Annotated in this window: 24 protein-coding genes and 1 other RNA gene; 16 read left to right on the top strand and 9 right to left on the bottom strand. The window is 33.4% G+C overall.

Going from position 1 to position 20,241, the window contains the following annotated elements; genetic code table 11:
- The first annotated feature begins 103 nt into the window (after positions 1 to 103).
- The 3 genes from ACRXC1_RS12180 (at position 104) to ssrA (ending at position 2,438) form a co-directional block, all read left to right on the top strand.
- Positions 104 to 1,432 carry a hypothetical protein gene (locus ACRXC1_RS12180; RefSeq protein WP_433659163.1) on the top strand — a complete coding sequence of 443 codons (1,329 nt, stop codon included), beginning with the start codon at positions 104 to 106 and terminating at the stop codon, positions 1,430 to 1,432.
- A gap of 9 nt (positions 1,433 to 1,441) precedes the next feature.
- Positions 1,442 to 1,915: a hypothetical protein gene (locus tag ACRXC1_RS12175; protein ID WP_433659161.1), complete on the top strand. Its 474-nt coding sequence runs from the start codon at positions 1,442 to 1,444 to the stop codon at positions 1,913 to 1,915.
- 155 nt (positions 1,916 to 2,070) lie between these two features.
- Positions 2,071 to 2,438: a transfer-messenger RNA gene (gene ssrA / locus ACRXC1_RS12170) on the top strand.
- 75 nt (positions 2,439 to 2,513) lie between these two features.
- Here the strand turns inward: ssrA and ACRXC1_RS12165 are convergent.
- From ACRXC1_RS12165 to ACRXC1_RS12140, 6 genes are all read right to left on the bottom strand, one after another.
- Entirely contained in the window at positions 2,514 to 3,953 is a 1,440-nt protein-coding gene (locus tag ACRXC1_RS12165; protein WP_433659159.1) for a hypothetical protein, read from the bottom strand.
- Positions 3,954 to 4,003: 50 nt separating this feature from the next.
- Positions 4,004 to 5,107, bottom strand: coding sequence for a tyrosine-type recombinase/integrase (locus tag ACRXC1_RS12160; protein ID WP_433659157.1), 1,104 nt, complete (start codon positions 5,105 to 5,107; stop codon positions 4,004 to 4,006).
- Positions 5,108 to 5,225: 118 nt separating this feature from the next.
- Positions 5,226 to 6,161, bottom strand: coding sequence for an AAA family ATPase (locus ACRXC1_RS12155; RefSeq protein ID WP_433659155.1), 936 nt, complete (start codon positions 6,159 to 6,161; stop codon positions 5,226 to 5,228).
- Between the two features lie 128 nt (positions 6,162 to 6,289).
- Positions 6,290 to 6,598 (bottom strand): helix-turn-helix domain-containing protein, encoded by a 309-nt coding sequence (locus tag ACRXC1_RS12150; protein ID WP_120404300.1) that lies wholly within the window; start codon positions 6,596 to 6,598, stop codon positions 6,290 to 6,292.
- The gene (locus ACRXC1_RS12145) at positions 6,586 to 6,798 is read right to left on the bottom strand and encodes a helix-turn-helix domain-containing protein (protein WP_392988950.1); all 213 of its coding nucleotides are present in this window, start codon (positions 6,796 to 6,798) and stop codon (positions 6,586 to 6,588) included. Before ACRXC1_RS12145 ends, ACRXC1_RS12150 begins: the two co-directional genes overlap by 13 nt.
- 121 nt (positions 6,799 to 6,919) lie before the next feature.
- Positions 6,920 to 7,612 carry a hypothetical protein gene (locus ACRXC1_RS12140; protein ID WP_433659152.1) on the bottom strand — a complete coding sequence of 231 codons (693 nt, stop codon included), beginning with the start codon at positions 7,610 to 7,612 and terminating at the stop codon, positions 6,920 to 6,922.
- Between the two features lie 156 nt (positions 7,613 to 7,768).
- Between ACRXC1_RS12140 and ACRXC1_RS12135 the strand changes: the two genes are divergently transcribed.
- From ACRXC1_RS12135 to ACRXC1_RS12085, 11 genes are all read left to right on the top strand, one after another.
- Positions 7,769 to 9,139 carry a hypothetical protein gene (locus tag ACRXC1_RS12135; protein WP_433659150.1) on the top strand — a complete coding sequence of 457 codons (1,371 nt, stop codon included), beginning with the start codon at positions 7,769 to 7,771 and terminating at the stop codon, positions 9,137 to 9,139.
- A gap of 178 nt (positions 9,140 to 9,317) precedes the next feature.
- Positions 9,318 to 9,494 (top strand): hypothetical protein, encoded by a 177-nt coding sequence (locus tag ACRXC1_RS12130; protein ID WP_433659148.1) that lies wholly within the window; start codon positions 9,318 to 9,320, stop codon positions 9,492 to 9,494.
- The gene (locus ACRXC1_RS12125) at positions 9,494 to 10,279 is read left to right on the top strand and encodes a hypothetical protein (RefSeq protein ID WP_433659146.1); all 786 of its coding nucleotides are present in this window, start codon (positions 9,494 to 9,496) and stop codon (positions 10,277 to 10,279) included. Before ACRXC1_RS12130 ends, ACRXC1_RS12125 begins: the two co-directional genes overlap by 1 nt.
- Before the next feature lie 559 nt (positions 10,280 to 10,838).
- Positions 10,839 to 11,897, top strand: coding sequence for a helix-turn-helix domain-containing protein (locus tag ACRXC1_RS12120; protein ID WP_433659144.1), 1,059 nt, complete (start codon positions 10,839 to 10,841; stop codon positions 11,895 to 11,897).
- Between the two features lie 95 nt (positions 11,898 to 11,992).
- Positions 11,993 to 12,235, top strand: coding sequence for a hypothetical protein (locus ACRXC1_RS12115; RefSeq protein ID WP_433659142.1), 243 nt, complete (start codon positions 11,993 to 11,995; stop codon positions 12,233 to 12,235).
- A gap of 6 nt (positions 12,236 to 12,241) precedes the next feature.
- Positions 12,242 to 12,841 (top strand): hypothetical protein, encoded by a 600-nt coding sequence (locus ACRXC1_RS12110; protein ID WP_433659140.1) that lies wholly within the window; start codon positions 12,242 to 12,244, stop codon positions 12,839 to 12,841.
- Positions 12,842 to 12,940: 99 nt separating this feature from the next.
- Positions 12,941 to 13,759 (top strand): hypothetical protein, encoded by an 819-nt coding sequence (locus ACRXC1_RS12105; protein ID WP_433659138.1) that lies wholly within the window; start codon positions 12,941 to 12,943, stop codon positions 13,757 to 13,759.
- A 69-nt stretch (positions 13,760 to 13,828) separates the two neighbouring features.
- Positions 13,829 to 14,047 (top strand): helix-turn-helix domain-containing protein, encoded by a 219-nt coding sequence (locus tag ACRXC1_RS12100; protein WP_433659136.1) that lies wholly within the window; start codon positions 13,829 to 13,831, stop codon positions 14,045 to 14,047.
- Positions 14,025 to 15,086, top strand: coding sequence for a tyrosine-type recombinase/integrase (locus tag ACRXC1_RS12095; protein WP_433659134.1), 1,062 nt, complete (start codon positions 14,025 to 14,027; stop codon positions 15,084 to 15,086). Before ACRXC1_RS12100 ends, ACRXC1_RS12095 begins: the two co-directional genes overlap by 23 nt.
- A gap of 71 nt (positions 15,087 to 15,157) precedes the next feature.
- Positions 15,158 to 15,376, top strand: coding sequence for a hypothetical protein (locus ACRXC1_RS12090; protein WP_433659132.1), 219 nt, complete (start codon positions 15,158 to 15,160; stop codon positions 15,374 to 15,376).
- Positions 15,363 to 16,460, top strand: coding sequence for a DNA methyltransferase (locus ACRXC1_RS12085; RefSeq protein WP_433659130.1), 1,098 nt, complete (start codon positions 15,363 to 15,365; stop codon positions 16,458 to 16,460). The genes ACRXC1_RS12090 and ACRXC1_RS12085 overlap by 14 nt, the downstream gene beginning before the upstream one ends.
- A gap of 1 nt (position 16,461) precedes the next feature.
- Here ACRXC1_RS12085 and ACRXC1_RS12080 read toward each other — a convergent pair whose 3' ends face one another.
- Positions 16,462 to 17,424, bottom strand: coding sequence for a BstXI family restriction endonuclease (locus ACRXC1_RS12080; RefSeq protein WP_433659128.1), 963 nt, complete (start codon positions 17,422 to 17,424; stop codon positions 16,462 to 16,464).
- A gap of 520 nt (positions 17,425 to 17,944) precedes the next feature.
- Here ACRXC1_RS12080 and ACRXC1_RS12075 point away from each other — a divergent pair.
- Positions 17,945 to 18,316, top strand: coding sequence for a hypothetical protein (locus ACRXC1_RS12075; RefSeq protein ID WP_433659126.1), 372 nt, complete (start codon positions 17,945 to 17,947; stop codon positions 18,314 to 18,316).
- 250 nt (positions 18,317 to 18,566) lie between these two features.
- Entirely contained in the window at positions 18,567 to 18,701 is a 135-nt protein-coding gene (locus tag ACRXC1_RS12070) for a hypothetical protein (RefSeq protein WP_433659124.1), read from the top strand.
- Positions 18,702 to 18,711: 10 nt separating this feature from the next.
- Here the strand turns inward: ACRXC1_RS12070 and ACRXC1_RS12065 are convergent, their stop codons facing one another.
- A complete protein-coding gene (locus tag ACRXC1_RS12065) occupies positions 18,712 to 19,281 on the bottom strand; it encodes a hypothetical protein (protein WP_433659122.1) in 570 nt (189 codons plus the stop codon).
- A complete protein-coding gene (locus ACRXC1_RS12060) occupies positions 19,278 to 20,186 on the bottom strand; it encodes a phosphorothioated DNA-binding restriction endonuclease (protein WP_433659120.1) in 909 nt (302 codons plus the stop codon). The genes ACRXC1_RS12065 and ACRXC1_RS12060 overlap by 4 nt, the downstream gene beginning before the upstream one ends.
- Between the last annotated feature and the right edge of the window lie 55 nt (positions 20,187 to 20,241).

The following is a 20,241-nucleotide window of genomic DNA, read 5'->3' as shown; positions in this document are numbered from 1 at the left end:
TCTTTTCTCTTTTAAAATTTCTTATTTCATTTTGGGAATATTTCGTTTTTGAAATGAGATTGGAGTAGCTTTCGTTAAATTCAATATTTACGAGGGAGACTCTATGAAGAATTTGATGATTATTTTAACGATATTACTGACAAGCTCAACTTGGGCAAGATCATTTAGTGAGTGCCTAGACACTAAATGCCTAAGAGAGAGGGCCACAAACTTTAAAGCATTTTTGAAAGCCGAAGAGGAGTTTACAAATGAGCTGGGAAAAGCTTTTCCAAACTCTACGCTTGATAAATTAGTGACAATTTTCGTGGATGAAATCCGTATTGATTTTAATAATGCAAATATTGACCGTGAAACAACATTATCACAAATGAAAAATAATATTCGAGAGAAAGGTGTTCATGCGGCTTTTGTTAATCCAGCAATCGTTTTTATGGATATGTATGCTTCTCTTGGGAAGAAAGACAAAGTACTTAGCATGGCAAATATTATAAATACTCTTAACCCAGCTATCGGTGACACTCTTGAAAAAGACTTTGGAATTGAAATTGATCGAAACTATGAGCCAAGTATTGATGCCCCAAAACAAAGGAGCAAGTTACCGTCTAATTTTAAACCTAGTACTGTTAATCATGGTGATAATCCATTTGGCGGCCCTCGTATGGCAGAGTTGAATAATCAATTTAATGATAAGAATGAGGAAGCTAAAAATAGAGAAAAGACTTTTGCTAATAATGGACTTAAACCTCGTATGGGAGATTCTAAGCCTAGAGTTAATGAAGAAGAAATGATTAGTCCAATTCTAGCTAATAAGCTTGAGCAGGATAAGAATAGTTTGCTTTACTCAATGAATAGTGGAGTTGACACAAGAAGAACAAAGTTGTGTTTTGGTGTATGTGGTGTTGTTACAGGTTTAGGTACACTTGGTTCAATCCTGTCTGGAGGAGCCTTATTACCTGCGGTCATAAAGGGTGGATTATCATGCTCAATTGGTTGTCTAGGTGTTGCATACTCGGAAATGGAAAGTGCGAAAAAGAAAAATGAAAAATCACATGAACCAGGTCGTCCTAGAACGAGTATTGGTGCGCCTGAAGTTCCTGAGAGCAAGCCGGATATTCCTAAAGTTGATCTAGGGCCTAAGTCTGGAGACGGCGAAAAGCCGGATGAAGATGGAGATAAGCCTAAAGATGTTGATAAACCAAAAAAGAAAGAAGGGCCAAAGAAGAAGGAAGAAGTAACGCCACCAAAAATAGATATTACAAATGAAGATTGTAAAGGTGCTGATAAATGTGAGGATAATGCTGATGTTAATATTGCTCGAGTAAGAGATGGAGACGAGATTATTTTTGGAAGTATGATAGACTTAAAAGAAAGAGTAGAAGTAAACTTTCAAGAGGTACAGATTAACTTTGGTATACCACAATTTGGGATGTAGGAGATTAAGATGAAAAATAAACGATTGATAAATCTATTGGTACTTTTCCCACTCCTCGTTGCATTTTATGTAGGCTTTCAAAGTTATGAGAATAGTATTGGACAAGGAAGTCTGGCTGAGAGATGGACTTTCTCTGTTCTTGAAGGAGCTTTATTTTTTATACTTGGAGTAATTATTGAAATTATCGTTGTTGGAATTATTATCAATATTGTAAAAATAATAAGGCCATCAATTCAAAAGAGTATAGATGACTACCTAGCTAAAAATCCTATCTTAGAAAAGGTAATACTAAACTCACGAATGGCCGAGTTAGGAGGAGCCCTTGTTCTATTTAATCTTTTTCTTTATAAAAATGTGAACTTAGAGCTAGGATACGAATTAGGAATCGTCCACCCTTTATTGACAGCCATGTTAGTAGCCGTTGTCTTCATCGCTGTTATTAAAGTTATTAATTTTGGAGCTTCGTTATTTTCTAAGAATTAATTGCGCTAAGCGTATTTGTTAAAAGGTGAGTGGGAGGACGTTTTCATTTTGCAACAACGCAATAAAACAATGAACCGTTTTCTTTCCACTTTTGAAATGCTGTGCTATACTGCCGCTTACGTATATTTGTTCCAAATATCCGTGTCAAAACAAATGGGGGTGCCCTGGTTTCGACGGGATGGTTGACAGGTATCCGGGCGTGTCCAGGTTGGTCTCCACGGTCCTGGTAAAAAGGAGTCCACCGTTAATTGCAGACGATTATGCAATGCCAATGGCTGCCTAATTAATTAGGATTAGTCTTGTGAGGCGCTACTGCCAAGAAACAGAATGTAGCAATCCAGTTGAATCTGCTGGTTAACTAGGTTCCGAGCCTGCCGGGGCGTCTCGTAAATCACTCACCGGGGTTCGCCGAGGTCACGTATCACGGACAGTCTTGTCTTCTGACGATAACCGAAGACTACGCACGTAGGCCGCTATCAAGACGCTATTTCGGACGTGGGTTCGATTCCCACCACCTCCACCACATCTCCCTAACTGTTTAATATCATTCAGGTTTTTGTGGTGGTTGCCTTGTCGTGTGGCAACGGTGTGGCAGAGTTTAGAACCTCTTATTGAACTTCCTGAAGCCTTGGATTGCTTGGAATAAGCATGATGTATTTAAGAGGCTTAATATAAGGTAGATTGAAAATTCCCAAATATTATTAGTGTGTTCATTTATCTCTTTGAATGGTATCAGCCAATGAGATAGTTCTTCGATGTCACTTAAGTCATTTGAATTAATTGCGTGGATGTACAAGGTGCAAATAGTTATAACTAAAAGCGGTTTAAAGAAACTAAATCCGTTTCCTGTTAATTTATTAAAATATAATATTAGTAAATTAGTTAAAGTATTTTTTCCATTTAGTAAATTTAGAACATTCTCATTGAGTAAAATGTTTCTTTCTATCTGAAAAAAGTAATGAGAATAATAACTATCGTTTGCTTTTAGATAGTAGTTTTTCAAGTCTCTAAAAAAATCTATTTCAGATGAGTTTGTTTCAATAGATTTTGCCTTTTCCCAATTAAGAGAGAAAGGTTGTATTTCATGTGAAGTTGAATCAGAAAATACTACTTTTACATTAGATAAGTCTATTGACCTAAGAAAACAATTTTTTAATATTGACCTCTCAAACTCAAGAGAAGGGTTGTTTCCTGAGAACTGTATATTGACTAAGTCAACAAACGAATCATGGTTAATATTCGAAATAGCTAAGTGTTCAACTCCTCTAATTTGCGATATTTTTATTTCAGAGGCACAATCAATTTCAATAGAGAATAGATGCTTTATGTTGTTAGCCTGTATTAGACTATTTGGTACAAATGCAAAGCATCTCGAAATAGTGCAGTCTTGTATATTTATGATTCCTTTGTTTGTTGTTCTAATATCAATCATATTTATAATAGATTCATTTAACTCTAAATTTGTATCATCATTATTTTTGTAATTAGTTAATTTGAGTGATTTAACTTCTGATTTATTAATCAATGTGAATGGAGTTAAAGTATTGAAAAAGTTGACCTCATCTATTTTTTTAGAATCATGAATCTCTATTGAATATTCCATGTTGTGAAATTCAATACTCTTGAATCTAAAATCACAATTTGAAATTAATACATTGCTCTCTATTTGAAAGAAAGATTGCTGTACTCTAAATAAACATTCAGTAAATGATATGGCTTGCATACTAGAATTTTCAATTTTATCATTTTTACCTATGAAATTTAACCTTACTTTTACTTCAACGTCATAGAAACTAATTGAAATAAAGGATGGAGAATTTATAATTTCTGAATATTCTGAACCCGTAATAATTAAACTATTAATTTTTAACACTCTTTGAGACTGTAAAAAATGTAGATTTTCTACTAATTCATTTAGGTCTAACTTTATTAACATTTCCGTAAAAGAAAAATTTTTTAAAATTATGTTTTTTTTAAATGTGTTATTTAATTCGTTTATTATTAAATCCAAGCTTTCAGCACTAATTTGTTTTTTCATGAAATAAAACCCCTCTGTTTACTTGTCGGTAAAAAGAGAGGTTCTATTAGCTAAAACGAAACAACGTTAGCGGCTTCAATCATAAAATCTTTGTCTAAGTGAGCATAGATCATGGTCGTCTTGATATCGGTGTGCCCTAATAATTTCTGCAATGTATAGAGGTTTCCTCCATTCATCATAAAGTGACTTGCAAATGTATGCCTTAGATCGTGAAAGCGAATTATTTTTGAAAGGCCCGCAATTCGTTGTGCTTTTTTGAAGTGTCTTTGGTTGATATGGCTGTAGGGAAGTGGTTCGCCATCAGGTGTAGAAAAAACGAACTGCGAATTTCGTGTTTTAAGACGATTTTCGAGTATGGCCCTTACCTTATCATTCATTGGAATGTATCGGCCTTTATGGGTCTTTGTCGTGTTTCTAAGGCCCTCCCTTGTTAGAGAGCGGTTGATGCTAATAAAGCCACCATTGAAGTCAACTCTATCCCAACATAGGCCACAAATCTCGCCAAGTCTTAGTCCTGTGTTAAGAGTCATTTGATAAAAGTCGAGCAAAGGATTATTTTGATTCTTGTCGATGAATTGTTGTATCTCTTCTTTTGACCAGTAATCAAGTTGTGAAGGGTCTTCCTTTAATTCCTTAAAGCCACGAATAGGGCTTCGAACTAAGTAATCAAGTTTAACCGCTTCATTGATAACAGTTTTTAAAACCATCATCACTTTATTAACTGTTCTGTTTTTCTTGCCTTGCTTGAGAACGTAGCTCTCAAGTTTTTTAGCATGGTGATAGTTGATATGTTTTAATTTCACTTCACCAAGTACAGGAAGGATATACATTTTGAAATTCGACTTATAGCCTCGAATCGTTTTCTCTGCTTTTCGACCGATGACATGTTCTTTAAGCCACATTTCTGCAAACTTCTTAAACGTGATTTCGCCGTCTATGTTTATGCCTGTGTCGATAATACGTTGCCTTTCAACGAGCATCTTTGCTCGGAATTGGTCAGCATCGTACTTTCGGTAAAAAACTTTTGATATACGCTTGCCGTGAGGCATACGAATATCAACTCGGTACTTCTTTTGTTTTTGAGCGTTTTCGCTCGTTTTCGAACACTTTTTGCTCGTTTTTGTACCTTTTTTGTCCTCGTCTAATTTAGCCATTTTTGCTCCTTTTTTGAAAAAAAGGATTTATGGCCTACTGTCGTCCTCATTATTCGAATGTGAAAGAGCACTAGACTTATACCAAATATAGAAAATAAGAAAAGGCCTTTCATACTTTTTACCAACTCTTTTGGAAACTTTTTGTAGTAAAACGTTGCGATTTGTTGCGAAAAAACAGCTCTTTAGCGATTTTGTTATCTATTTTCTGATCTTTTACATAAAAACCTTCATTTTTGTACTTTTTGTAGCTCAGATCATAGTAGTTACCGATGATATCGCCATCGAGACGTGATTTAAGAATTGTTAAGACTCGCTTAGATTGATCTTCGTAATTACAAAAGTTATTCAAAGCATACACGAATGAAGGGGAGTTCATAAAAGCTGAATTTGCACGAATATCTTCAATTGTGAGTTCTTTATCAGGTGCTACGGACTTAGCTTGATGGACAACACCTATTAGTGCAATTTGATATCTCTGTGCTGTAGCACAAAGTGTTTTCATGAAATTCGCTTGAATTTCGGGGGAAGAATCACCAAAAGAGCAAGTTGAGAAATTATCAATATAAGCTAAGTCAATCTCATACTCTTTCACAAACTTAAATAGCGAAGCTACCCATGATTGTGGGTCATAAATAGTAGCTTGATCTAAGTCGGATTCATCTATAAGAATAAGCCTTCGCATGATGTGGTTACGTTCTTCAACAGATTTATACTTAAGAGATAACATTGTATCGAATCGTCGTTTTACATCGCCTTTCTCGCCTTCGGAAAGAAAGAGTAGGGTGTTATGACCTCTAACAATATTCTCACAAGCTAAGGACTGTGCAAGTGCTGATTTGCCCTTGTTTGTTCTTCCTAAGAAGACATGAGTGTGTCCTCTTTGAAAACCTTTGTGAGCTTTTAAGAAATTATACTTCGTTTTAAAGTCTTCTTTTAATTCTTTTATTTGAATTTGATCGAGACTATGTCTCTTTATTTGTTCTTTTGGTTTTAATATTTCTTCGTCTAGCGAAAACCTTATATCTGAAACAGATATCTTTTTTAATCTTTTCATTTTTAAATTCCTTTTTAAATAATTATTAATCTTTAAGTTTTAGTTTTTTAGGAATGTTCAAAATGAGCACTATATTTATTATCTTATATTTATATAGGCATCATTTTGAACACTATATAGTAGTCATTTTAGCCACTATCTATGTTCGGAATGTTAGGTACTAAGAGCTTATAGTCGCTATTTCCTGTATAAATTGAGCCTTTTTTCCACTCTAGAAAACCATTAACCACAAGTTCTTGAATAAGATTTCTTAGCGTTCTATGTGTTCCAATCTTTAAGTCCTTCATGATCTTTTTCTGGCTCGGAAATGACCTTCTCGCATTGCCTGAGTAAGATCGAAACTTAAGGTAAGCATAAAGGCCCATGGCCTTAGCGCTTAGATTCTGACTCTGAAAAATCTCATTTGGGATTTGTGTGAAGTTTCTTACCAGAGCCATGACGAATCCTCCTCATCTGCTTTGACAGTTTTCGAGTCAATCCATTTGATAAGCTCGTCTTGTTTAAAACGTACAAGACGACCGATCTTTACGAATGGAATTTCTTTACGAAATACCGCCGTACGAAGTCTTGAGACTTTGACTGAGAGGAAGCTAGATGCTTCCTCGATGTTTAGTAATGCTTGTTTGGGATTATCCATTTTAATATCCTTTTAAATTCATCAGCATCATTGCTGAATTGTTTAAAAGAATAGAGTTTTGGGTATTGTCTAATAACCAGAAGACTGGCCGATAAAAAAAACGGCCATTTTTCTGGGGCCATTATTTAATGTTTTCGGATAGTTGTAGGTCTTTTAATTCTTCGTAATATCTTAGTCTTTCTTGAAAGTCCTTTACATCTAGGAGGTCAAAATCAAGTTCTTTGATGAAGATTTCACCGATATGTTCATGGCAAAGTTTTAGAAAGCTTATATATTCTTTCCAGTAATTATCAGGCATAAGTTCTTTGAAAATACTTCGATAAATGACATAGAATTGGTATTCATAATAAAATTTATTCTTCCTATTTAACTTGAAAAATTTAGATTCACTTTTTTGTTTAAAGAAATAAGCGTATGTTTCAGGAATTTCAATATACTTTTCTAGTCTTTCCATCTCTTTTACTGGTAGGTCAAGTTCTTCAAGCTTTTCTTGTAGATACTCTTTCTTAAATTCTTCAATACTTGAAGGTAGCTTCTTTAGTCCTTCTCTTACATGCTTGGAGGCATAGTATTTGTTTAAGGTGAGGATTATGTAAAAAGTTTTAAGTGTGTGAAGTGTTCCTTCCACTTGCTCTGGCAAAGGCATTATACTTGGGAGGTACTCTTTTAGTTTTAAAAGGCCATCAATTTTAAATTCAAATATTGTAGAGTCTTTACCATAAAGTTCTTCACCTAAGAACTCAAGTGCATCTTTCTTCGTTAGTTTTACATTTATTTCTTTTTCGAAAAAATCATTTATAATTTTATTTTTCATCGTTTCTCTAAGTTTTTTTATAACTACTATAGCTGGATACATCTCTTTGATTTATATAAGTTGTAAAAAATACAGGCTTCTCTTAATTAAACAATACTGCTTGATATTAGTGCTATATTTAAAAGATGCTATTTAAGAAGATTAGATGGAGAATAAATGGAAGAGAAAATTAATGAGCTACAAAATGACCTTGATAGTATTAACTCATTTTCAGTAGATAATCTAAAAAAATTAGGAAGTGAATATTTGTCTTCTAAGCGCGGACACTTTGCTAAACTCCTTGATGGAGATGATGTAAAAGTAAGGTTAGGGAGGAAAGGAAAACAGCTCGAATTCGAGGAACCTATATTCATTAATACTATTTCATTTATTTCGGCAGCAGAAAAGAAAAAGTTGAATATTAATATAAAGGTTTTCTATGTTGATGGAAGCGTAAAAGAGTTTAATAAAACAAAAACTAGTAGGCATGGAGAAAATCGTTCATTTATTTCAATTAATCACTTAGTTAAGTCTATGTTAATAACATCGGCAAGCTTTTTGTCAGAACAGAAAATACAAGAAATACTAATCTTTGGACTACCTTTAGACTCCTTATTTAAAATAATCAATTCATACAATGAATTCTCTAATGAGATTAATGATTTTAAGGAGGATGCAAATAATATTACTGAAGAGATAAGTAAAAAATCGAGTAAATTATTAGATGATATTGAATCTTTTACCTCTGAAGAAGATAGTCGAAAGCAGGCTCTAAGTGAACTAAATGAAGACTTGAAGAAAACTAGCACTGAATTATCAGATGTTGAAGAAAAATTAACTAAAAAAGAAAATGAGTTAGAAGGACTTAGTGGAACCTACAATGACGTTTATGAAAAAAAGAATAGTCTTGAAAATCAAGTAGAACAGTTAACAGAAAGTAAATCTACTTTAAATAAGTCTATTTCAAACCTAAGTGGTGAGTTAGAAAAGCTTTCATCACGTAAGGATTTATATACAGAAGATATGAAGGGCTTTAATACTGAGAGTAATAAGCAATTAAGAATATACTATGCACTTCTTTTTTCATCAATAATCTGTCTCGGTATTATAGGTAAAGACTCTGTTGAGAAGATAAATGTTCTTGTCAATGTTTACGAGAACCTACTCGCAAACAATGCAAAGGTTCGTGGATGGGATCTTGTAGTAATGCGTTTACCTTATGCTTCAATAATTTTAGCTGTAATAAGTGCTCTTTCTATATTTGCACAAAAGTTAGTAGGTAAAATATTAGAAATTAATAATCAGAAAAGGGAGATTATTGGTTTATCCTTATTGGCAAGAGATGTTACAAACTCTTCTTCAAAAGGATTGGAGATGTCTGATCACGAAATATATAAAAAACGTGAATCTTTAAAATTTGAACTTTTAAGTGAATCGATTGTTGGAAGTACCTTTAGATCTGTTAAGGCTAAACGTAATGAAGTGAAAAGTGGGTACTCTTTAGGTGATCTTGATAACGAGAATAATGAAGAGACTCATTTGCAGTAATGAAATATATATTTAAAGAAAGATTTGGTAAAAACACGAGTTAAAGCTTTCATTTAAGTATATTTTTTGTATTTTTATCGTGAAAACAGTCGTTTAGAGCGGTAATGAGTGAGAGATTTGCTATTCCCTTGATTATTGAATGAATTTTACCGATAATGTAATAAAGAAGGAGCTTTTTATGAATCTTATTGATGAACTGAAAAAGAAGAAAAAGTTTAAAGAGAAGAAAGAATCTTCGGAAAGATCTAATGTTGTCTACACAAAATCTGGAGCTAGGCTTAATGCTTCTTCTGATGAGATTTTTCGATCACTCAAGCGTGATCTATCAATAATGAAAGAGTCTAAAACAAATTAATGACATCTTTTACGCTTTTAATTGCATCATCTGGCTTTATAGCACATAAAATTATACATTTTTTAAGAAGAACGGATTATAGAAAAACAAATGGTTGGGACCTTGTTTTATATTGTTTGCTCTATGGAATCCTGCCAACTATATCTACTCTATTCTTTTACTTTGATGAAGTCACTTCAAAGCCTTTAGATTTAGAGCGAGTAGACTACATATCTATTATTTCAATTATTTTTATTCTTTCAATTTTTGAAGCTGCAGCTATCGCAAATCTGTTATCAAGTGAAGCTTTTGCATATTTCAAGAAAGAAGCGAGTAGCCTTTTTGGAGAAAATGTTTCTAATGGTCTAGTATATGACACTCTAGGTAAGCTATCAGATCTTCAACTTGAAGATGATGATAGAGTAATAATGGTTACTATGAATAATGGAAAGGTATATGTTGGTAGGCTGTATGATGTTGACCTTGACCAAAACTTAGACTTTCAGGAGATGTATCTATCAATTAGTTTGATTAAAAGTGGATATAGAAGGAATGAAAATCTTTCTGTTAAGTATGACTCAAATTATGAAGAGTTCCTTTCCTCAAAAATCGCTGAGTTCGAATCAAGTACGAAGGATATGCCAGAAGAGGAAGTAGAGTCCCTAAAAGAAGTTTTTGTAAAAGAGATAAGTAAACCAAAGTACCTTCCAATTTCAAAAATTGAGTCACTATGTATCTATAGCAAGGTGTTAAATGAGATTACTTCTATGAAAAATTATCAATATGGCTTATTCGAAGATTTATAAATTTTCTACATAAAGGTGTATCAGTAAGTAGCGATTGCCGTGTGGCAAACAGTGTGGCAAGATTCTCTAAATTTTGAATAAAAATTCTCTGAAAAATTTTTAAAAATGATAAGTCATTAATTCTTGATTGGTGACATATTTCTAGGACCGTCGCCATAGGCTGTTTTCGTGTGGCAGATATGTGGCAAAGTAGAATATTGCTCTCCACACTAGAATAATGAAGGAGACAGTAGGCCCAAATCCTTATGTGATTTTGGTTAGTTATTTGATTGTGGTCTAGTTTTGCCACACGTTTTCTGTTGTAATCGCTGGTTATTAGCTGTGTTTGGCCGTTCTTGGCAATCCCACCACCTCCACCATTCTGCTCATCGAGATTTCATTTATTTCCACATCTCTTCATTTATTTCCTGCTTTATAAAATAATCCCTTTAATATTAGGTTGTTATGGGTCAATGTAAGTCTTTCTATTTTCATTTTTGTATATTTCTTTTCATTTCTCTTTTAATGCCTTAGTGTACGCTGAGTGTTTTATTATGGTGTACTGGTTAATATGAAGTTTGTGAGAAATGATTCCGTTTTATTAAAGCTTATCAGAGAAGAAAAAGAACTTTCTCAGAGGAAAGTTGCTGATTCCCTTAAAGTTTCATGCTCCTATATTTCTCAAGTGGAAAATGGGCATAAGCCTTTACCAAAGTTTGACGTACTTATTGATTGGCTTCGTGTTTTGAAAATAAAACCAAAGTATTTTGAAGCATTACTCAAGGAGAGAGAAAAAGAATTAGAAGCTATTATTGATGAAAAGTGGGATACACTAGAGAATTTCTTACATCACGAAGAGTATATAAGTTCTCTTGATAAAGATGGTTTTGCACCAGCACCATACAATATTGAAAATGAAGCGTTTGAACTCAATTTTGTAAAAGCTAGTCTTGCTAAAAAACAAAAAAATATTGAAGAAGAACTTAAGTACAGTGAGTATTCAGATTGGGTTATGGAAGATGTAGATAAGAAGAGGTCTGAACTAAGGTCGAAGTTAAAAAGTCGAGAGCAGTTATTAAAGCGTGGGAGCCTCAGAAAGTATATTTTGAAGAAATATGGCCATGATATACTTTGGAGAATACATAGCTTAAATGAAGACCTATTGCTTGTTTATCCTCAATTTCAAGATAGCTATAATAAACGTCATTATTATAAATATGAATGGGATTCACATCTAGGGAAACGAGTAAGAGCCTATTACACGAGATGGGAGATTGAGTCGGCAAATAAGAGGATTCTTTTTAAGAGTAGAAAAAATGATAATACACTGTCTTACTTCTATATTTACTTCCTATCAAAAATTCTAAGAAGCAACAACTCTGATTCAAATAGAAAAAGGCCAAAGCCATTCTGGGAAGATATCTTAATAATCCTCCAATATCTTATTCAGAAAAAGGTATATAAAAGGACAGATAATTCATTGTCTGCAACAAATTTATTTGAACGTATCTTTAGAAGTGAATATGGTTTCACTATTCAGCAGCTTAAAACTATGAGTGATCGTGCTGAAAAATTAGTTAAGAATCAAGACGTTAATACCTTTAATCAGCTTAGAGGGCTAATGAAATCAATAGATTAAAAGTTGGAAACTGTTTATCTCTTTTCTCTTGTACATTTTTCTATACTTCTTTCGAAGTCAGAATGGGTCTGGCTTTGAAACAGTTAGGAGATCGTATGTATACGAACCAAGAATTTACAAATTTTTTTGAGGGGTTTTCACCTCTATCAAACCCTGATCAGCTTTTAAGAAGGTGGAAAGCTCTTGATAAGACTATTGAGACACTTTCAGACAAAGGAAGTCTTTACCTTCTTAGGGAAGTTCTAATGTTAAACCTAGAACGTTGGCCAAATGAACAGAAGCTAAAAAACTTAGTCACGAAGGTTAATAGAAAGATCGCTAGAAATAAAAAGGGGTAAAAATATGTGATAGATACAGCTAGATTTGGAATACGTTTTGATAAACCAGACTTAGCAGAATTCTATCATAAGTTGATTAATCTTTTAGATTCTATAGAGAGTAGTGACAAGTTTATCGTTGAAAAGAAAAACTATCCTTACTTTCGAATGAATGAACTAAATAGGGTGTATAAAAAGACAGTTAAGATAAAGAAGGATGACTATTATATTTTCATTCAGTATAAGCCATTGAGAAAATTTAAAAATGCATATGCAATAAAGGTAAGTTCGGAGCTTAGTAATTTTGAAAACTTTAAAGCATTCTTTGAATTCTTTCTCAGCATACATGAAAGTAGTCTAGCTTGGAAGGAGTTTTTAAATCTTCTTGAGATTGTAGAGCTTCATTTCAAGCTAGATATTAAAGAAAAAACATTCGATTTTTTCAGGGAAAGTCTTGTCTTAAATTTCTCGAAATCACCCTTTATCTTGAAAAACATAGAAACAGGAAGAAGGACATATTATGTGTCAAAAAGTCTGTATCTATATGAAAAAGAAGGGTTTGTTAGGTTAGAAAAACGATTAAAAGGAAAGGAACTTAAACTAAACATGTATCAAAAAGCTATATAGCTTTTATGTATAAAGGATCAGTTTAAATCACCATTTGGTGAACTTGAATTTCTAAATCCATACAGTCTTTCTGATCATATAAGAGGCAAGGAATATAGAATGTATAAAAGATTTTTAGGAGAGTTGAATTCAAAGAAAGTGGAGATTGTAACGACTAAGAAAGGTAAGGCCATAAAGCAGGAAAACACTTTTTTAAACGCTCGAATAAAAACTAATAAACTTATGAATAGAGCCTTTGTTAAGTTCATTCAAAGCAGGATGAAAGTTATCGACTTTGATTTAAGTAAGTTGATTTTTAAAGAATTAGACAGTTTTGTAGGAGAAACACAGATGAGTAATGAACCGAATATAATTAAGAAAAAAAGAGTTGTTAGAAGAAGAAAGAGCACGGAGCAAACAGAGAATAAAGCAGTAGTTGTTCAAGAAAGAAATGTAGAAGAAGGTTTTGACCTTGAGAAAGTTGATTATACTCTATTGCCTTTCATTAGTGAGGGTATTTCAGAAAGAGATAAAGCAATAATTACCTTGAGGGCAGTTGGAAACTTTTCATATTCTAAGATATGTAAAACTTTAAATATAAGCAGAAGCACCCTTAATGAGGTTTTAAAGTTCTATAAGAATGATATTGAAAATATAAAAGCTCATGTTCTTCAGCAAATCGTTGAAAAGTGTAGTGTTGGTCATAATAAAAGAATTGAATTCTGGGCTAACGAGTTAAGAAATATACATCTAGAACTTGAAAAGAGAAGGCAAGATCCTATGTCTCTAGAAGATATGAAGTATAACGATTTGTTAAAGCTTGCTAATCAAATGGAAGGTAAGTTTGAAAGTTTATCAAAAGATATTCATTTCACCTTGTCGAAAGGCTTCAAAATGGATGATTTCACAGAAGACGAAACGATGGACTTTGATATTTAAGTTGTACTGATTGTACCAAGGGCCAACTTTTTTTGGCCCTTTACTTTCAAGCTAAAAAGGAAAATTAAAATGAAAGATACGAAAACTATTGAAATTAATAGGTTTTTAACAATAAAAGAGGCAAGTGAGATGTTAGGGCTTAAAATTAACTATATCTACAATCTCGTGAACTCAGGCGAGCTAAAAGCTTATAGATGTGGTAATAAGCCTGGAGGAGCATTGAGGTTTATATTAGAAGATTTATATACCTTTATGGGAGTTGAAGATGCCAATAAAAGAGTTAGGTAAAAGAAAATATTTTATAAGAGTTTCAACTTATATTAATGGAAAAAAGCGTGAAAAAAAGTTCACTGGTATTCTCCCAACTAAGGGAGATGCCAGAAACAAAGAAAAACAACTAAAAGTAGAACTAAGTAAGCTTAAAGAATATGAGGAGAATGAGGCTCTTAGATATACCTGGCGTAAAGCTCTAAATGAGTACTTTGAATACTCTGAAGAGAACCATAGACTTAGTACCTACTATAATAGAAAGAAAGCATTAGAAGCTTACACGAAAGAATGGAAAACTCTTGATACCGAGGAAATTGACAAGAGTATGGTAAAAGATAAGGTGTCTAAATTAGACACCTCAATTAGCCACAAGAAGGACTTATTAAAATACATAAGGCAAGTTTTTGAAAACTCAATAGATAATAGAAAAGTTAATTTTAATCCAGCGAAGAGAATTAAAATTCATGGTGATAAAGACAGTCGAGATAAAGCAAATCATTTAATGGCTATGACTAAAGATGAAGTATATTTAGTTTTGAATTACATTAGAGAATCTAATCCAGACTGGTATTCAATCTTTTATGTTACATATCAATTAGGGTTAAGAAGCTCAGAGGCAATTGCTTTAGAGTATTCTGATATTAAATGGGAAAAAGATCATATTGTTATTTCTAAGAGTTGGTCTAAGTATAAAGGTGGAACAGTTCCACCAAAAAATGGAACTAGTAGAATTGTACCTATGAACACTCAATTAAAAGAGTTTTTACTATTGCTTAAGAAAGAAAATCAAAGTGATACATTTGTACTACCTAGAATTAAATCTTGGATGAATGGAGGTGCTACTAAAGTATTACAAAGTATTCAGAAGGAACTAGGCATTAAGTTAACGAATTATCACTCATTGAGAGCATCATTTATAACGCATTTGCTTCGAAATGGTATGGATATTGTTAGAGTTCAAGCCATGGTTGGACACAGTGAGTTAAGGACAACTCAAAGATATATCCGGTTAGATGCAACAGACTTAAAAGGTGCAACAGAATTACTTCAAGCATAAACCGTAATAGTTTAAAAGCATCTCTTTACATCTTTATGTATGTATTGCAAAATGTACTGCAGAGGCAGGTTATGAATATCAATAATAGTTTCAATTTGAAAGAGAAAAAAGATAAGGCACTTACAGTTAGACTAACTGAAAGTGATATTCTTAAAATCAGAGATATGTCTCATCACCTCAAGTGTTCTCAGTCTAATTTAATAGAAGTATTGATTGAAAATGCTTGGAGTCAGTTATCAAAAGAAATAAATAAAAAAAGTAAGGATACACAGAGAAATGCAGAACATTAAGAGAGCAAGAACGAATGACTACAAAAAAATTCAAAAAGCTTTAACAGATAATAATATTTACAGCTCTACAACTTCATCTATTTACAATGGTGACTCATTAGAGCTTTTGAAAAAAATCCCTGACCATTCCGTCTCTCTGATACTTACTGATCCTCCTTATCATACAACAAAGAAAAAAAATATTATTGGAGATTGTTTCTTCAAAACTGATGAAGACTATATCGCTTGGAAAGACGAATTGATTAAGGAGTGGAAGAGAGTTCTTAAACCAAATGGTTCAATTTATTGCTACTGTTCAGCCCAAATCGCAAGTCGACTAGAAGTTGCTTTTTCTAAAGAATTTAAGATTCTATCACATATAGTTTGGACAAAGCCAAATGCTCCTGGATTTGATGGTTGGAAACAAAAAATGAAGAAAGAGTCATTGAGACAATGGTATGGTCATACTGAAAGAATTATCTTTGCTGAACCAGCTGCAGAAGGAAATTTACACAGGTCATACTTTGCTAACTTTCTGAGAGAAACAAGATTAAAATGTGGCCTTTCTGGTCATCAATTAACTGAGTTTACTGGTGCATATGGAAAAGTAAATCATGGAGGAGCTGTTTCCAACTGGGAAACAGGAAGGAACGTACCAAGTAGAGAACAGTATCAAAAAATCTGTGATGCATTTCTAGACACAGGAAAGGTTAAAACAATGCCTCACTATAATGATTTGATTAGGCCATTTAACGTAACATCTAATGTTGAATTTACAGATGTTTGGAACTTTCAAACTGTTAGACCTTATAAAGGAAAGCACCCTGCTGAAAAGCCTCTTGATATGCTTATGCACGCAATAGAAGCTTCTACGTATGAGGGAGACTTGATATTGGACTGTTTTGCTGGTTCTGGGTCTACTGTTATAGCAGCTCTTGCAATGAATCGAAAAGCGATTGGAATTGAGATTGACCCGTCTCTTTGCGATGAAATAGCAAACAAAATAGAGTACATCGAAAATAAAAAAATGAACCTTATAGAAAGCACTGATTTAAAAGAAGTTAGCTTAAGAAAAGATTTGGAGCAAGTTAGTTTAGGACTTTAGTTCATTCAACTTGAAAATCATTTCTTCTTAGTACATCAGCCATCCAATCGATTGTTTGTGCTATACCAGCGTCTTTTACAACAACATTACAGTGGTGATGTCCCCAGCCTAAATTATATGGCTTATGATTATATTCACCGACTCTCAGTTCGTTGATATGAAATAGGTTTAGTTCAGTTACAGTTAAATCATCAACTGCTCGGCCCTCAGCCTGAAGAACTTTTCGAAAAAAACCTAGGGCACTAATCTCTTCCTTGCATAAAGGGCAGATTGTATTTCCTGCCTCATTAATTATTCTTTGTTCAACTAGTCTAGGGTGATCAATTAAATTGTGTTCTTCGCACTTCTCTCGGTTAAATTCTCTTCTTAGGTCAATATCATCTTGGGTCATACCATACTGAATTAGGGCCGCTTCAGAGTCAAAACATGACCAAAATATATACTCTAGTTGTAGCTTGCATTTGTTTATTGTTTCTGAAGAAGCATATTCATAGACTCTAATACCTGCACCTTTCATTTTAGATGTATTAAACCCTATATTTATTTTCCCTTCTCCTTCAGAAGTTGTTGCAGGTACGCGGGCTACATATTGACCTCCAAGTGGAGAGGTTCTACTTGTCGCAACATTCATAGTTATACTTTGATCATCTGGATGAAAATTATTCCAGTCAGACCTACTGTAGTAGAATATAAGTAAGTTTTCTCCAAGAGTTAAGCCTAGTTCTTGAAGCGATTGAGGGACTCCCTCTGAAAAATATATATTGGGTCTTATTAAGACGATAAAACCTTTACCAAAAACTTGACCTGAATCAAGAATCGTTTGATAGGAGTCATAGTCTATTAGAACTGTACTCGTTCTTAATACTCGGTTTTGAAAAATTACATCGTCATCAGCACCTCTTGTTTGACCAGTCTTGTATATTTTTGTCTCTAGAAGCTTTGGTAATTTTGGTGGCTTAGTCATTTTTCCTCTGAATTTAGTAGTATTATTACCTTGTCGGTTTTCGAGGAACAAACTTAAAATTTTTATACCGCTTATGTATTATTTAAAGCTGTAGTACTTTGTAGTGTGCTGCACTTCTGAACATGAATTAAATCAAACAGATAAGATACCCTTCACCACCTCCACCAAAAGTTATCCTAAAAAGCTCTCAAGAAAGAGCTTTTTTTATTTCAATAAAATTAAATACTTAACAACAAGTGATAAACCTGCTTTTCCCTTGAGTAAGAGGTATGCTAAAGGTTTTAAGCTCAAAGGGACCCTGTTCTGCTATGTGGTCAATCCAATAATCGAGAATTAAATATCGCAAAGCCGCTATATTTAACGCATTTCTTAAAAGCTCTAAATATATTACACGGTCTACTGTGACGCATTACGTTCTTTAAAGATATCAATTATTCTTTAGTTATTATAAATATAAATTAATGAGCAACGGTTATTTAAAAATCATTACTCAAATGATCAAAATTTTGGAAGAAAGATTATGAAGAAATTAATAGTAGGACTATTAGCTTTGGGAAGTATTTCAAGCCTTGCTGGTGAATTCAAATGTAACCCATTTGATGGCCAAGTAGATGTTGGAGTGATTACATTTGTTGGTGATCCTGTTTCTATGGAAATTGAATCTGTGCTTATTAATGATAAAGTTCAGGTTGTCCGCCAGAGCAAGTTTGAGAATGCTTATATGTATCTATCTGAAAATGAGGGAGAAAAAGAGCATACAGCATTGGAGGTAGTAAATTTTAAAGATAGTTACGAAAAATTTGAAGTATCAGTATTTCATAGAAAAAGGGGAATCCTTGGTGTGACAAGTGCTTTCAGAGTATCTCGTTATAAATGTAATCTAAATTACTAGGAACTTGAGTCCTAATCAGTCGAAAAGACAATAAATTTTTGAATAATATACGAAAGCCAGTGATTTCATACTTCACTGGATTTTGCATTTTAGAGACTACTCATAAAGTGCTGCACTCGAAAGAACGCCTTAAATACCAATATAACACTAAAATATATCAATTAATCATGAAAAAACCGAGAACTCGGAAGCCGAGTGACGAATTTTTGTCAGTGTATGACCATTGAAATTTACAAAGAGGGAGGATTCTATGTCGTTTAGAAAGTACGATCCTATGGTTAATAAGATGATCATAGAAAGTGGAAATCGAAATTTATTTTCTGACTTGAATATTCGAAGATTACAATTGGTTACAAGGCTATCACCATCTCTACCAATTAAGTGATTATGGAAATTTAATAATCGGCTTTATACCCAAGCTCCTTTAGACAAGTTAAAAGGTTCTCTGTAAACTTAGTAATATGTACACCTAAGTATTCTTCATTCTCTTTTAAGCTTTCTCTTATATATTCCTCATCTAACAACTTCGGTCCATTCTTAAGAGAAAACCTTATAAATCGACCACCTCTGCTATCTCCAATCGTTCTAACCTTGCAAAAGTCTTTTTCTGAAGACCAGATTTTAATCCCAGTGCCACCAAGTAAAGGGGAGTAGGTACTAATGCGAATTACTTGTGAAAATGGAATGATTATCTCTTTCTCAACAGAGGATAAGGACTTTTTTCTTTTGATCTTAACTTCACTACTATCAAAACTTAAAAAGGATGCATCGGATTTTTTAAGAATAGATAAACTAAAATAAAGAATAAAGGCAATTACAAAAAAGTAGCTAATAACACCGATCAACATACCATTTGAAATAAATGCAAATAAGAGTGGTAATGTCATTAATACAAAACCAATAGTTACTGCACTCGATTCCATTGATTTGTTTTCTAGTTCAATTCTTTCAAATTCTTCTTTCATTTTAATATATTCTTCCTATGCCACTCAATATTTCCAGCACTCGGAAGTAATTCATCATTTAGAATAAACCTTCCAATCGATTCACCAATATATGGAGTAAAGAAAGTATCATTCTTTCGATCAATTAGAATTGATTCGCTAAGCTCAATTCGGTAGTCATTATTTAAAGTCCAGATTCCGCGATCGAAAGTATAGTGATGAGTAGGGCAAAGTGCCAGACCGTTATGTTCGTTACATTCACCACCTCGGGCCTTCCATTTTATATGTGCAGCTTCCATTGAAAGAGGGGTGTTGTTTTTGAAATTAATTTTAAGGCCACAACAAGCGCACTGATTTCCATAGAGAGATAAGATGAGTTTTGGAAACTTTGGATCACGCTTGGCCTTTGTAATTGTTGTTGTGATTGTTTCTTGTTCTGGGACTTGTGCTTCGAGATCAAACACACCGAGTAATTCCCAAAGCGTTTCATGTAAACTTTCTGGAAAGTTATCTTCGGTAATATATTTAATTAGTGCATGTGCATCAGCTTTATTTTGAACAAGCCAATTGTAGATATTCTCACTAAAGCCTGCTTTGAAGTCCTGCTCCTTAGCGGTACCTGTTGAGATATCGCCTTTGCTATTTAGTATGACTTCGGACGGTTTTGTTGTCCAAAAAGAATGAGTTTTAGAGTCATTTGTAAGTCGCCAAAGCGGCTGAAGACAATTAGGGCGTGTTGAGTACTTCGTGAATTCACCAATAATATCTTCTAGCTCTTTTCTATCGCGATTGTATTCAATCCAGCGAGTATCTTGGCAAACTTTGACAAGTGCATAGAGAATAGAGATTGGCTTGTGAGGTGCGTAGTAGTCTTTTGCGCGAGCCTTATTTATCCCTTCGTACCATTTTATAAATTCTTTGATCATAAGATAATTATATCGTCTAAATACGATTGAAGCGATTACAAATTTCGAGTAACCT

The organism is Halobacteriovorax sp. GFR8 (assembly GCF_050955245.1).
Lineage (GTDB): Bacteria > Bdellovibrionota > Bacteriovoracia > Bacteriovoracales > Bacteriovoracaceae > Halobacteriovorax_A.
This window is presented reverse-complemented; position numbering and strand designations above follow the sequence as displayed.

What these genes read in the sequence shown, in the direction of transcription:
- ACRXC1_RS12165 (WP_433659159.1), bottom strand. Translation starts at nt 3,953, where the DNA reads ATGAAAAAACAAATTAGTGCTGAAAGCTTGGATTTAATAATAAACGAA.
- ACRXC1_RS12115 (WP_433659142.1), top strand. Translation starts at nt 11,993, where the DNA reads ATGTATACGAACCAAGAATTTACAAATTTTTTTGAGGGGTTTTCACCT.
- ACRXC1_RS12080 (WP_433659128.1), bottom strand. Translation starts at nt 17,424, where the DNA reads ATGACTAAGCCACCAAAATTACCAAAGCTTCTAGAGACAAAAATATAC.
- ACRXC1_RS12180 (WP_433659163.1), top strand. Translation starts at nt 104, where the DNA reads ATGAAGAATTTGATGATTATTTTAACGATATTACTGACAAGCTCAACT.
- ACRXC1_RS12175 (WP_433659161.1), top strand. Translation starts at nt 1,442, where the DNA reads ATGAAAAATAAACGATTGATAAATCTATTGGTACTTTTCCCACTCCTC.
- ACRXC1_RS12155 (WP_433659155.1), bottom strand. Translation starts at nt 6,161, where the DNA reads ATGAAAAGATTAAAAAAGATATCTGTTTCAGATATAAGGTTTTCGCTA.
- ACRXC1_RS12095 (WP_433659134.1), top strand. Translation starts at nt 14,025, where the DNA reads ATGCCAATAAAAGAGTTAGGTAAAAGAAAATATTTTATAAGAGTTTCA.
- ACRXC1_RS12100 (WP_433659136.1), top strand. Translation starts at nt 13,829, where the DNA reads ATGAAAGATACGAAAACTATTGAAATTAATAGGTTTTTAACAATAAAA.
- ACRXC1_RS12130 (WP_433659148.1), top strand. Translation starts at nt 9,318, where the DNA reads ATGAATCTTATTGATGAACTGAAAAAGAAGAAAAAGTTTAAAGAGAAG.
- ACRXC1_RS12075 (WP_433659126.1), top strand. Translation starts at nt 17,945, where the DNA reads ATGAAGAAATTAATAGTAGGACTATTAGCTTTGGGAAGTATTTCAAGC.
- ACRXC1_RS12125 (WP_433659146.1), top strand. Translation starts at nt 9,494, where the DNA reads ATGACATCTTTTACGCTTTTAATTGCATCATCTGGCTTTATAGCACAT.
- ACRXC1_RS12065 (WP_433659122.1), bottom strand. Translation starts at nt 19,281, where the DNA reads ATGAAAGAAGAATTTGAAAGAATTGAACTAGAAAACAAATCAATGGAA.
- ACRXC1_RS12105 (WP_433659138.1), top strand. Translation starts at nt 12,941, where the DNA reads ATGTATAAAAGATTTTTAGGAGAGTTGAATTCAAAGAAAGTGGAGATT.
- ACRXC1_RS12140 (WP_433659152.1), bottom strand. Translation starts at nt 7,612, where the DNA reads ATGAAAAATAAAATTATAAATGATTTTTTCGAAAAAGAAATAAATGTA.
- ACRXC1_RS12135 (WP_433659150.1), top strand. Translation starts at nt 7,769, where the DNA reads ATGGAAGAGAAAATTAATGAGCTACAAAATGACCTTGATAGTATTAAC.
- ACRXC1_RS12070 (WP_433659124.1), top strand. Translation starts at nt 18,567, where the DNA reads ATGTCGTTTAGAAAGTACGATCCTATGGTTAATAAGATGATCATAGAA.
- ACRXC1_RS12090 (WP_433659132.1), top strand. Translation starts at nt 15,158, where the DNA reads ATGAATATCAATAATAGTTTCAATTTGAAAGAGAAAAAAGATAAGGCA.
- ACRXC1_RS12150 (WP_120404300.1), bottom strand. Translation starts at nt 6,598, where the DNA reads ATGGCTCTGGTAAGAAACTTCACACAAATCCCAAATGAGATTTTTCAG.
- ACRXC1_RS12145 (WP_392988950.1), bottom strand. Translation starts at nt 6,798, where the DNA reads ATGGATAATCCCAAACAAGCATTACTAAACATCGAGGAAGCATCTAGC.
- ACRXC1_RS12160 (WP_433659157.1), bottom strand. Translation starts at nt 5,107, where the DNA reads ATGGCTAAATTAGACGAGGACAAAAAAGGTACAAAAACGAGCAAAAAG.
- ACRXC1_RS12060 (WP_433659120.1), bottom strand. Translation starts at nt 20,186, where the DNA reads ATGATCAAAGAATTTATAAAATGGTACGAAGGGATAAATAAGGCTCGC.
- ACRXC1_RS12085 (WP_433659130.1), top strand. Translation starts at nt 15,363, where the DNA reads ATGCAGAACATTAAGAGAGCAAGAACGAATGACTACAAAAAAATTCAA.